The organism is Marinoscillum sp. HNIBRBA16962, assembly GCF_057801515.1.
In genome coordinates, this window is record NZ_CM173603.1 from 4,710,241 (window position 1) to 4,723,157 (window position 12,917).

Annotated in this window: 10 protein-coding genes; 1 reads left to right on the forward strand and 9 read right to left on the reverse strand. The window is 44.8% G+C overall.

Annotation, left to right across the window (positions count from 1 at the left end):
• Position 1 precedes the first annotated feature (1 nt).
• From AC3E9V_RS19565 to AC3E9V_RS19605, 9 genes are all read right to left on the reverse strand, one after another.
• Positions 2-655, reverse strand: coding sequence for an SCO family protein (locus AC3E9V_RS19565; protein ID WP_488749850.1), 654 nt, complete (start codon positions 653-655; stop codon positions 2-4).
• A complete protein-coding gene (locus tag AC3E9V_RS19570; RefSeq protein WP_488749851.1) occupies positions 645-1,241 on the reverse strand; it encodes a toxin-antitoxin system YwqK family antitoxin in 597 nt (198 codons plus the stop codon). Before AC3E9V_RS19570 ends, AC3E9V_RS19565 begins: the two co-directional genes overlap by 11 nt.
• On the reverse strand, positions 1,238-2,011 hold the full coding sequence (locus AC3E9V_RS19575; protein WP_488749852.1) for a YHYH protein: 774 nt from the start codon (positions 2,009-2,011) through the stop codon (positions 1,238-1,240). Before AC3E9V_RS19575 ends, AC3E9V_RS19570 begins: the two co-directional genes overlap by 4 nt.
• A gap of 269 nt (positions 2,012-2,280) precedes the next feature.
• Complete coding sequence (locus AC3E9V_RS19580) at positions 2,281-3,132, reverse strand: sulfurtransferase (RefSeq protein WP_488749853.1); 852 nt, start codon at positions 3,130-3,132, stop codon at positions 2,281-2,283.
• Positions 3,133-3,440: 308 nt separating this feature from the next.
• Positions 3,441-5,162, reverse strand: coding sequence for a hypothetical protein (locus tag AC3E9V_RS19585; RefSeq protein WP_488749854.1), 1,722 nt, complete (start codon positions 5,160-5,162; stop codon positions 3,441-3,443).
• Between the two features lie 362 nt (positions 5,163-5,524).
• On the reverse strand, positions 5,525-6,112 hold the full coding sequence (locus AC3E9V_RS19590; protein WP_488749855.1) for a transposase: 588 nt from the start codon (positions 6,110-6,112) through the stop codon (positions 5,525-5,527).
• Positions 6,113-6,204: 92 nt separating this feature from the next.
• Positions 6,205-8,175, reverse strand: a complete 1,971-nt coding sequence (locus AC3E9V_RS19595) for a DUF3857 domain-containing protein (protein ID WP_488749856.1) — start codon at positions 8,173-8,175, stop codon at positions 6,205-6,207.
• Positions 8,172-10,040: a DUF3857 domain-containing protein gene (locus tag AC3E9V_RS19600; RefSeq protein ID WP_488749857.1), complete on the reverse strand. Its 1,869-nt coding sequence runs from the start codon at positions 10,038-10,040 to the stop codon at positions 8,172-8,174. Before AC3E9V_RS19600 ends, AC3E9V_RS19595 begins: the two co-directional genes overlap by 4 nt.
• Before the next feature lie 247 nt (positions 10,041-10,287).
• Positions 10,288-11,169: a glycosyltransferase family 2 protein gene (locus tag AC3E9V_RS19605; protein ID WP_488749858.1), complete on the reverse strand. Its 882-nt coding sequence runs from the start codon at positions 11,167-11,169 to the stop codon at positions 10,288-10,290.
• 77 nt (positions 11,170-11,246) lie between these two features.
• On the opposite strand from AC3E9V_RS19605, the gene AC3E9V_RS19610 reads away from it, so the two are divergent.
• Positions 11,247-12,884 carry a VRR-NUC domain-containing protein gene (locus AC3E9V_RS19610; RefSeq protein WP_488749859.1) on the forward strand — a complete coding sequence of 546 codons (1,638 nt, stop codon included), beginning with the start codon at positions 11,247-11,249 and terminating at the stop codon, positions 12,882-12,884.
• Positions 12,885-12,917: the final 33 nt, after the last annotated feature.

Genomic DNA, 12,917 nt, shown 5'->3' on the forward strand with positions numbered 1-12,917 from the left:
CTCAGGTGTTCTCTTCTTTTTTCAGCCGTTCGATATCCTCAGCCAGCCGGGTCATCTCCAGTGGCAATGTACCATTGTAAATCCCCCGTATTCTGGACTTACTATCTATCAAAACCACATTTTCCGTATGCAGAAAGTCTGCACTGGAGGTCACGGACTTCCCAAAGCCTTCATCAGCAAAATAGGATTCTCTACCCAGCTTATAGATATCATCCTTCTCCCCTGTTAGCAGTAGCCATTTATCGCTATTGATGTCATTGCGTTCTGCAAACTCACTAAGAACAGCCACTGAATCCAACCAGGGCATCACCGAATGAGATACGAGCATCACCGAATCATCCCCTGCAAAAGCTTTCTGAATACGCTGAAGATTGTTGGTCATTTTCGGGCAGACCGTGGGACAGATAGTGAAGAAAAAGTTAGCCACATAGATCTTTCCGTCAAGGCTTTCATTGGTGATGGTATCGCCGTCCTGGCTAAGCAGCTCAAAGGGAGCAATGGTGTGTATTTTGGAGTATTGGTCTGATGCAGGTTCAACCCACTCTGGCGTGAAGTCAGCCTGAGAATAAAAAGGAAGGGTCATTTCTTTAGGCTCCTTTCCTCCACATCCGTACAAAAACAACATTAAACCGATTACAAAAAGACTATTTCTCATAAATTTCAGCTGTTAACGGGGCTATAACTTCATTTTCCGTATCCAGGTTTTTACAGCGTTTCATGCCGGCTAACCCATACTTTCTTCCATCCTCCCGGATCACATAGTTGGCCCGAAGCTTGCCATCAGACCGCCACACTTTTTGCGCACCGAAAGGTTTTCCATTTACATATCGAAAGGACTTAGCTGGCTGTCCATCAGCATACCAGTCCTGATGGTGTCCCTCACTTAAGCCATTTTCAAAATGATAGATGAATTTCCTGCTTCCATCCGGATAGAACCCCCGGTGGACACCTTCTTTTTCTCCATCCTCATAAGGCCTGGAAAACATAAGCGCTCCCGAAGGATAGTATCCTAAAAATTCGCCGTGCTTTTTGCCATTGTAGTGGGACTGGCTGCTTTTAAGAGATCCATCCGGATAATATTCTTCCAGGTAGCCTGAAAACAGTTTTCCCTGGTAGAGCACCCGTCCCTTCAGGTCTATGAGGACTGCAGAATCATCGGCTGAAACCCGGAAGTCAGGTATTGACCGGGAGCACCCGGCCAATACCAAAACACAAACCACTATAATGAACCTTTGCTTCATTGTGTTATTGTTCCGGGAGTGCCATAGAATCCATCCCCATTGATCCACGGGAGATCAGCTGTAATGTGGTAATGATAGATCCCGTCAGGAAAATCCGCCGTAGCAGAGAAGTGTCCATGGTAATCATCCAGGTCGTCATTGGTGATGGTTTTGCCGTCTTCTACCGGTCCATAAACCGGGAAACCATCCAGCAAAAGCCCCAGGAAAGCATCGTCTCCCAGTGTTTCCGTCAGCCATACCGGCTCAATGTGGTAGTGGTAATCTCCTCCCTGCGCCGGATGACCTTCGTACTGGTCAAAGGTGTTTAACTCCTCCAGGATATCGTCGCCCGGACCGGCATTCTGGTTATAGAAAGCCACGCTATTAACGGAAATGCCCATCGGACCCAAAGAAGTTGATTCCTTTGTTGTAGCCTCCTCCGGAAACCTCGGGATCTTGTATTCAAAGTTCTGAGTAATGATGCTATTCGGATTTTTGTGAAAGTCCGGATTGTTTGGCTCATCGTAAGCCTCATATAGCTGATGGTTTTGAGAATAGTACATGCTCACATGATCCGGCTCATTCTTTGAGGTGATGGTTATAAATTCCTCACCTACAGTAACCGTAAGCGCATCATTGTTATAAAATTTTTCAGCTAAAACACTGACATCAGGAGCTCCGGTTTCAGAAACATCTTCATCCGTTCCCGGCTCCTCCTCACTTTCACAGGAAACAAAAGATACTGCTATCGCCAAAGCAAGTAGCATCAGGTAATTGATTGATTTCTTCATAAATCTTGTCGTTTTAAAAATCTTTATACCTGAAACGGGGGGGTTGTGAAAAACCCTACTTTAGAAATATTCTTATAGAGAAAGAAGGTGGTTATGGCTGGCAACATAGCAAAAAAGCAGATGACTCCACCCCCTTTTATCCCCCGCCAGCGGGGGAAATCTCTTTTCCAATTTGAGCGGAGAGAGATATGGGGCGCCACACTGTCGCTAAGTATTAGCATAAGAAACCGGCCAGGTAGAGGAATGGGTTCAGAAGACAACAGCCATCTCTACTTCTTCAGTACCATCTCCTTATCATTCCGGGACCATTCACTCCACGATCCTACATAGAGCTTTGGGATCTCAAGACCGGCATGGGCAACTGCCAGCAACGTATGACATGCTGTAACGCCCGAACCACAATGCACGATCACCTCGTCACTATTTCGACCGCCAAATACTTCAGTGTATTTACTTTTTAACTCATAAGGCGATTTGAAATGCCCCTGCTCATCCAGATTGGTAGCAAAAGGAATGTTTACAGCATTGGGGATATGGCCTGCAATCAGATCGACTGGCTCCGTCAGGCCAGCATAGCGCTCAGCAGCACGAACGTCAATGATCAGCTTGTCCCCACCTTTTGATGCTTGCTCCACCTCATCCATATCCGAAAGGTAAAGCTGCCACCGGTTGGTCTTAAGCTGGTATATTGTTTTAGCAGGATTTACCTTTTCAGATTGTTCTGGTAATCCCGCATCAATGGCTGCCTGAAATCCTCCGTCAAGTACCTGTACTTTTTCATGACCGATGGCTCTCAGCATCCACCAAAACCTGGAAGCTGCATTGGCACCATTCATGTGGTCGTAAACTACCACATGACTATCATTGGATATAGCCAGATCACTTAATGTCTCCGCAAATGCAATAAGGGAGGGCAACGGATGCCTTCCCCCATTAGCCGGATCTTTAACATCTGCCAGCTCTGTCTCCGGATCAACGAAAACAGCTCCTTCCAAATGACTGGCCTCATAATCTGCTTTGCCATTCGGGCCACCACTGGCATCTACAATGATCAGGTCATCATCATTAAAAATAGCATCTAATTCCTGAGCGGAAATGATAGGTGAGTCCTGTCCGTTCATACAATAGGGTTTTGTATAAAATTAAAGAAAAGACCTGTAAGGACACAGACCTGCGGAAAGTCAGATGGTTATCTTAAACCGGAGGGGAGTTGGTTAGCGTACTTAATTTTAATCCACTCTATCCATTTTCAGAGAGTTTATATTTTTTGCAGCGCCTGCTGCTCCCCTTCGCAGGGGAGCTGTCCTCAGGACTGAGGGGTTTGCCTGGTACACCTACACCAGAAGCTACGATGCATAAAAAAGGCGGAGGGGTTTTTTCAAAGGGAGTTCCCGCTAGCTGGCGGGTAAGGGGTTGGTTTCTTACTAGCTCAATCCGCCCTCAACACTCTGATCCCATAGCTTTCCGGATCTGCCGGTGGGTCAGCATTCCAGTCATTAAAGGAGTGAGAACCGTCCGTCTCATAATAAACTCTGTATTCACCTGCAGGTAAAGTGATCTCCTCACGGATCATTCGATTTTTACTAGAACCTCCGGCGTGCTCGGTATCATAAAAGTCCATCTCCCAAACCATGCGTCCGGTATCCATACTTTTGATCCACCCAAAGTCATACATCCTGCCATCCCTGCCCTCACCTATCGCCATGATGATGACCCTGGTCTCTTCCTCCAGTGTAAAATACTCCCGGTAATATTCATGATCTTCCACCATCACGATCTCAGTGATGACATTTTCCGGTTTGTATTCTTTAGGGTTAAAAGGTTCTATATAATCCAGATCAGCCTCTTTTGTGGCATAAACGGAAATACCCCAAAGCTCTTCTTCCAGCGGCCGGGCGGCATTCCAGTCCCGGTAGGCATGCGAACCATCCGTAGTGTAATAAGCAATGTACTCACCGACAGGTAAAGTGATCACCTCCTCTGCTCTGCGGTTTTTGCTGGCGCCACCGGCATGCTCTGAGCGGTACTTGCGCATTCGCCATACGGTTTCCCGGGTTTTGGCATCTACAATCCAGCCATAGTCAACCATGTCATCATTCAGCGTCTGCTCACCCAGACACAATACGCGCACGTCCATCTCTTTCTTTACAGTGAAACCCATAGCCAGCAGTTCATTGTTCCGTACCCGTGTCACCTGGGCTATTGGCTTTATGGTTTTCGGCGGATCAAAAGGCACGAAGTTGGCCTTGTCGCTCCCGGTGGCTGGAAAAATGGTCACACCCCAGAACTGAGGGTCGTCCGGGGGCAGAGCATTCCATGCTTCGAATGAGTGTGAATCATCCGTCACATAGTTCACCAGATAGCTGCCCGCCTCCAGGGTGATCTCCTCATCCGCCTTTAAATTCTTCTTTGCTCCTCCCGCAAAAGAGGTGTTGCGGTAATTCATTTCATAAACCCGCTTACCTGTGCCTGCCTCATAGATCCACAGGTAATCAAAGATCTCGTCGCTGCGCCCCTCACCCAGGGCATACAGTCTTATGGTGGTTTTATCTTTTATGGTAAACCCATCCTCAAATCGCTCATCATCTTTGGCTTTAATAAAATAGATAGCGGCATTGGCCAATGTCTTTTCCAGGAAAAGCTCCGGGTCCGCCTCGTTCAAACCTGCTGCTTTCACTTCAATGAAAAGATCGTCTTGAAGACTCCAGCGATACTTCTCTTTGTTTCGGGAGTCAAAGATCTCCTCCAGCAGGTCACCAAAAGAGTGGAGCGTCCAGTTGCCATCATTCCAGCCCTCGTTGCTGTAAGCGCCCGTGAAATACAACTCATAATCACCTACGGGAAGCTCTGCCTCGGCTTTAAAATCGTAAAGTCCGTTTTCTTCTTTAAAGTCCCTTCCTTTAAACTCATCAAACAGGTGCCAGACGACCTTTCGCGAATTGGCATCAAGTATCCAGCCATAAAAGATCATCAGCCGGTACTCGTCGCGAAAGACTCCACCGGTTCCGGTGATCTTCACCGGTTGATCAGACGAAAGGGAAAAAGCTTTGATTTCTACCCCTTCAGGATTTACTTCATCAATGCGAAGGGATTGCGAAACAGCACTGAAAACTAAAAATAAAGTACAGAAAAAAGTAAAGGCGAATTTCATGACTTTGCAGGTTTGGTTTTGTATAAAAGCATAATCAATAATAGTGCCGGAGTGCATGGAACTAAGGAAGGATGTATTTTCCTTAAAATGGCACTTTAGAGTGATCGCTGGCGGTCAGTGGTGTTCTTTTTTGAGACAGGGAAAGGTGCCAGGTAGGCATCATGCTTGTCTTAGGTCCCAGCAGAGTCTCCGTAAGGCCTGTCCCGACAACATCGTCGGGGGACTCTGCTATCTCCTACGTTTCCATAACCAGAAACCAGGTCCTGGCGCAAGTTTGTAACTTGTGCCTCCTCTATAAGGTCCCAGCAGAGTCTCCGTAAGGGACTCTGCTATCTCCTACGTTTCCATAACCAGAAACACTATCATTTCTCAATGGTTAAATCGATATCCTCCATCTCTCTGTAATTCATTATTTCATAAACTCCCTGGATGCCCGTATCGTAGTACATCGCTGAGCTATGTACATAATCATTAGGATTCTCTGCCAAACTCCACTTTCCCTGGCATGGGTTATTATGAATATAATCCAGTTTTTGTTCAATGAAATAATGGCTATCACATGACTTCCAATCAAACGATGATTCAAAGACTTCATGTAGCTTTCCTCTCTTCCTTTCCTGCTCTTTCACTCCTGTCCTCAATTGAGCCAGTACCTTCTCCTGACCGAGCACTTTGAGTCGCTTCACCAGATCATAGGCCATAAATCGCTTCCCATTACCAACAATGCTATTGATTGATTTTCCGGTATTGGAAAATGAGATCAACGCATGCAAATGGTTCGGCATGATGACATAACCATTGATGTAATGGTTTCGTCCTTTTAGGTAATCAAACCAATCATATACCACCTGATAACCATCTGTGATCCCAAACAATGACAACCACTTATAGCAAGTGATGGTAATAAAAAACATCCCGTCATTTTCAAGTATCTGTGTCTTTACACTCATTTTTCTTCTTTTATCAGGCGTTACCCAAGTTGCCTCAGAGTCCCTGACGGAGACTCTGAGGAGAAGTAGCTCTATTTTCAATAAACCTATAATCATATCTTTTGAAAGATCACCTGCTGATTAAACTTCTCTACCATGTTATCGAGATAGGACTTGATCCTCGCATATTCATTTGGCTGATAAATGGACTTTTTAAAGTTACAGGTCCCTTTTACATAGACCATGCCGCCATTCTCCTGGCAGGTAAATACGATCTCGGCCAGATCGCTTTTTATCTCATAGTTCTCAGGTAGCTCAAGTACCTTATAGTTTTCCGGGATCTCTATGACAGAGGAAAACTGATCCTGCCAGGGATACATAAAGTCTACGGGGTAAGAACGCTTCTTCTGCTTCAGCTTATTTTCGGCTAAAGGAAACCCTAAAAACGGATTGACAATGATTTTATCATCAATCTTTTCAATATCTGCTGTCCCCAGAGCCTTGATCCTGTACGGTTTCTGAGAGGAATCAAAGTTGGTGGTGCTAATATCATTCACGTCATCGAATCCTTTCTTCTCCAGGTATTCAGTCAGGGACTCCTTCTGATCATCATATGAGTTTTTGAGCCACCAGGCTTCGTATTCAGTAGCTAATACAGATAAAGTCACTTCTGAGGTGGCCTTTTCCACATCCAGCTTTATCCCCAATGCCTTACTGTTGAGTGATAAGGTATTCACACCAAGACCTACCCATTTTGGATTACCCTCCTCTACTATCAGGCCATTATCATTAAGGCACCTGATCGGCAACCGGTTAAATGAAGTCATTTGATCCGTGGCATCTGCTAAATACAATGTCTCTTCTAATTCTACCAGGACCACAACATAATTGAAAAAATGAGAGAATGGATAATCTTTCCAGACCTTGCCATGATTTCTTGTACTAAGAATAACAGGTTTGGCATTGATACCAGCCGCCTGCAGTACCCCTGTTGTAAACAGGTTGATCTCTGCTACGCTGCCCGACTTTGTTTTGTGAAAATCTTTTGCTTTTTGTGAAGTGTACTTACCATAGCGGCCATTCCAGTCGTATCCCTGCTTCACATAATCGATGATCTGCCGGCTTTTTTCCTCATTATTTTCAGCCAAAACACCCAGCTCTTCTTCTAAAACTTTACGAGCTATTTTTTCACTCTTTTTGATATACTTTCCAAAGTTTTCGTGCTTGATCAGGTCTTTTATCAGCTCCGGCCAGTTGGAAATGATCTCATTAGATGTGCCATTTGGCCGGTGAACACTCGCTAGCTGAAAATCCATTTTCATGATGTAATCATCCGTGGAGGTCATGTATGACTCATCTTTAAACGAGGGCACGTTCTTCATTCCATAGGTATGGACATAATCATTGTACTCTATTCCTGCAAACCTTCTGGAAATGCCCTTATCCACTTCAGAATTCTGTATGTCAAAGTGATCAGTCCCGCTGAGTAAAAATATGTAGCCATAAAAGGGTACCATTTTCACTGTGTACTGGCTAAATAACGTGGGTATGAAATCCTGAAACTTCCAGTCAGGCAGATTAAAATGAAATGGGGTTTCTAACTTATACCGATACTCGATAATGGATCCTTCCTTAACATCAGGGAAAACAAACTTTTTCACATACCAGTTATTATTGATCTGCTCCTCATAGATCTCGTTTATGTCAACCTCTTTCTTCCGGACTATCCCTGTCTCAAAATTGATGGTATGTGCCTCTATGGAGGTAACTCGTTCCGTTTTTCCATAACCATCCACATAAAAGGGTATTTCTACTTCCGCATATTTAACCCCCTGCTTGTTCAGCACTTTTATTCGCCTTGTCCTTGTAAACCTTATATCAAAACCTCCACTGGAAGACTCAAAAAAGACAGACTCCCCCATATCAAACATGACTACAGCCTCGGCATCCGGCTCATCCGGAAATGACTGGTAGTCCATATCTTCTTTGGTGACTGCACCAAATTTTCTGAGCATTTTCTGGGCACTTAACTCCGTGCAAAAAGCAAGCAGCAAAGCAATAAGCGGTAAGGTTGATATTCTCATGACTTGGGCTTTAAAACAATTAATAATTCTCTTTGAGAGTTATTTATATCTTCAAAGTAATTATACAGATCCTTATAATCTTCTTTAGGAAAAGTTCCGGAAATCAAACGGTAATCCCGCACGATGATGATTCGATCTTTTTCACGATAAGACTGAAGCTCATATCGACCAAATGAAGAGCCAATACTTACTCCCTTAGGGATCTTCGGCTCATATTTTTCCAGAGAAGGTATTTTAAAAACAATCGAATCCACTTTTCTCACCGGATAGTTGATCCTGAGTGGATAGTCGCGATCTTCCGGCTTGTCCAGGTCATCTAAAGCCAGCTGGGGAACGTTGATGATCTTACTCCCTGCAATCTCCCTGACCGACTCTCTACAAATGAGGTCAACCTTCAGTCCCACTTCCTGAGCATCTCTATCCTGATAATCAAATGACCAATCTTTTATATCAAATTTTTTAAGAGGAATGTCTTTTTCTACCCTTTTCTGCTGATCGTCTTCGCTCCCTTCTACCTGGTAATATCGGTACGTCTCAAAGGCATCTCCCTGCACGCTCTTAGAGATACTAACGGGCGTTCCCTCTTCTTCATTTATATCAAAAACATATGTAGAATACTCCGTGACATTCGTTTCTTTTAAAGAAGGTGTTTGCACAAGCTGGCTGTTCGCCCCATTTACCAGAAGGCCTTTCCTGTTTTGTGTAAAGGTGCCCAGATATCCTGCAGGCAAATAGGAGGCCGTGTTTTCAAGCCAAATGGTATCCCCGTCATTAGGAACGCATAAGATCACATGGTTAAACTGCTGGCAGGGCAATGTGGTGTCAAGCCTTCTGGGGTTTTCACCTGCATAGATCTTGGTATAGTAAGAGTCAATCCCTACATATTTTAGGAGCGCTTTCATGTATACCGTCAGGGCCTTACAATCCCCATACTTATTGTCTGCAACATAAGAAGCAGGATAGGGCTTAAGGCCTCCAACGTCTATTGAGACATTGATATACCTGGTATTATCCTGCATGTATTGATAAAGCTTGCTGATCTTTTCTTTTGTTGAAGTAACACCCTGTAAAAGCTGATCCACTTTTTGTCTTTCTGACAAAGGCAGATCATCAAGTCCGCTATTCATCTTTGCCTGCCATAAACCATAATCTGCCCACGACTTAAAACTTCCCTGGTGCCCGTATTCAAATGCTTCCGGCACTACCGACACAATTGGCACGAGCTCCTCTAGTGGTGGGGCATAAGATTCGGTTTTTATGGGTTTTATCGTATCTGCTTCCCAGCGAAAAGATATAGCACTCTCTAAAGTGTCAGCACTAAAACCCAATGCTCCGTAAGTTTTCACCCGAACCGGATAATCTGCAGGTACGGAAATATTGAGGGTGGATCTCAGGGTGAAAATGTCCGTATCGATCACTGGCGACCAGTGAGCAACCCAGATATACTGTTTGGAGGTGATTCGATAGCTATACCGAATTCGGTATGGAAACTTATGCCATTTCAGTTTAAAGGTTTTGACATAATCATCTTCAAAAAAAGATATCCTGGAAATGTGGCTCCTGGTGGTGATCTCTTTCTTTTTAAGCTTCCTTAAGACATTACCGTTGAGATCTACCACCTCGGCCTCAAGAATGTCCAGATCATCATCTTCACTATAGGGTATGCTTACATCAGATATCCAGTCTGCACTTTTTGAATTAACCTGGATGTAAAAGCTCTTTTCTTCAATGCGCTTACCATTCTTGATAAGAATATCAGTAGAATAATCTATGATCATATTCCCATCTTGTCCTGAGGAGAAATGACAAATAGCTAATTGCAGGATCAATGAAAGGCAAAAGGATACTACACGGTTGTTAATCACAGGCAAAAAAATCTAACACACTACTTCCAGCTAAAATAAAGCATTTATTAGCTCAAATGCCAGCCTTGTGTAGTGAATCAATAAAGAGGTAAAATCAAAAGTTAAGTAAATTAAGCATAGGGCATGTAAATTCTATGATCTTCGATTTTGATCTAATTACTTAGAAAAACTAAAAATTGATACCATTGCCCGATTCCGGAAAGAGGCTAAAAAACTACCAAAAACGTCCTTCTCTAAGAGACTGAGGTTACCTATACCTCCTCAAAAACTGTACATGCTTTAAAAACTGAACCGGAGCTTGCAAGGCTCTCGATGCAAAACGAACCGCTTTCAAAACGGACCTGGTCTTCACAGCCAAAAGAAACAGAAAAGTATAAACATAATTTTGACCTTTTCGCTCCAGTACCATTCCCGACGAGAGAAGCTTTTCAAAAAAAACGGCCTGTTGTTTATAGCGCTTCCCTTTTGCAACGCTCTCCCCTACTCGATAAAAAGCTCCTGTATAGTCCAGCTTTTGAAACTTGACTCCCTTTTCCCTTAGCTGAAGCCATAAATATCGATCTTCCCCATACACCAGATTTTCATTGAATTTCGACTCTTTGAAAACTTCCTTTTTAAACAACATGGCATGAATGGGTGGCGAATACATTAGGAAATACGACCAGTGATCAATCGGTTTTGTCCCGGAGGATCTATAAAAATGTGCATAGATCTTCTTTTGCTTCTGAAAGGTCGAAGTAGTAGTGTCATCCGATAAAAGCTCTGCCACAGCAATGGAAACATCAGCAGACTTTTTCAGCACAGCCAGGCTCCGTTCGTAAAAATCCGGCGCGATCCGGTCATCATCGTCCAGGAAATGGAAATAACTGCCCGTGGCCTGCTCAATCCCCCGATTACGGGCATGGGATACACCAAACTGCTTATCCAGCTCCAGCATTTGCGCAAAGGGGTATTTTTCACAAAGCGCTAGCAGGACAGGGCCCACTTCAGACCCGGAACCATCATTGACAAGGATCACCTCCACCGTGGTATGAGTCTGGTCAGCCACTGACTGCAGCGTATCCCCCAGATAGGTTGTGCGGTTATGCACGGGGATGATCACGGATATTTTCTCAGTAGATTGAGTCATATTTCTTATGATACAGGTGCTAAATTTGCATAACGCCCTGTGGACAAAAGTAGGGATATTCCGTTGCGCTTAGTGGCATGTCTGAAAAAGAAAAGATCATACTCCCCCCGAAATACTACCTGGACTACTTCCGGTACCTGCTGGACTTTATTCAGCAGGGCTCAGGGCATTGTCTCGGTGAAACGGATCGGGTATTTATTGATACCTTCCAACAGCTCTCAGAAGATGCTCAGTGTCTGATGATCCGTATGGCCAACCGCAAAGGCGAGTACTTCCGGCTGGATAAGCTGGTCTATGAAGAAATAAGCTCCACGCCTGCCGCAGCGGAGGAGCTGGTGGAGACAGAGCTGGCCAGCCTTGATCCCCCGGATGATTACCTGCTGTTCAACCTGTTTACCAAAGCGGAGCTGGACAAGCTCTACCCCGAACGCAACCTGAAGTCCAAATACAAAGAGGACATCCTGCTGGAGCTGGCCGAAGAGGCCGTAGCGGAGGATTACCAGACTTTAAAGGAGCAGCACACAGTCATTCATTTTCTTGAACAGGACCAGGTGGAGTTTTTCAAGCTGCTGTTTTTTGGGCATTACCATGGCATGATGACCGAGTTTGTGATCCGGGATATCGGCAATGTAAAGCTGGAAAACCTGGACAACCATGAGTTTACCCCCTGGTTTGACAGCCGAAACGAAGCCCTGGCTGTTTTTGAGCTTTCTAAATGGAACTATACGATCAAAAAAGCCATGCAGGTATTGCTGCCCGAGGAGATCCTGGAGCTCATCAGTCCGGTAAACTGGAGCAACTTTTTGAATTACCCAAAGTCCCGAAAGGTGGGGGACCGGTTTATGCTGCGGCTCGGCGAATACTTCGAAAAATCCGGGTTCCTGTCAGAAGCGCTTAATTATTACAGTCTTGCCAGAAAACACCCCGCCCGCGAGCGAAGGATCCGCATCCTCGAAAAGCTTGGAGAAGGGCAGGAAGCCAGAGAAATCGCCGAGGTAGCCCTTAAACATCCCTTCAATGCTTCTGAGAAGATCTTTGCAAAAGACTTTTTAGCAAAAACCTCCGTCCGGAATTACAGAAGCACTACAGCAAAGATCAAAACCAGCCCGGAGATCACCGTGTTCAATCTACCCGGCACTAGGGTGGAAGAGCTGGCCCTGGATCACTACCGGCAAAAAGGATACGACGGCCTGCATGCTGAAAATTACCTTTGGAGAGGAATGTTTGGGTTGTTCTTTTGGGACGAGCTGTTTGATCATAGTCAGTCTTCGTTTCATCATCCTTTGCAGCGCATGCCCAGCGACCTGTACAATGAATCCTTTTACGAAAACCGCAAGAACCTGCTTCACCAAAAAACCAAAGCATTTAAAACGAAGCGCCAGCTCATCAGCTACATCCAGGAGGTCCACGACATCAAAGAAGACATCAGCAACCCCCTGGTCAGCTGGCACGAATCACTCCTGCCCAGCCTGGTCAGCTGCATCAGGCACGTGCCTCTGAAGGCTATAAAAAATGTCCTCCTGGAGATGGCCAAAAATGTAAAAGACAACAGCTCCGGATTTCCGGACCTCTTTATCTGGACCGAACGCTCCTATTACTTCTTTGAGATCAAGTCGCCAAACGATCACCTGTCAGCCCAGCAGCTCTTCTGGATTGATTTTTTCAATGAACAAAGGATCAGGGCAGATATCCTCAGGGTGAATTTTGTGGAATAAAATCAATATCAGGTGCGTAGATTTGAAAAGACC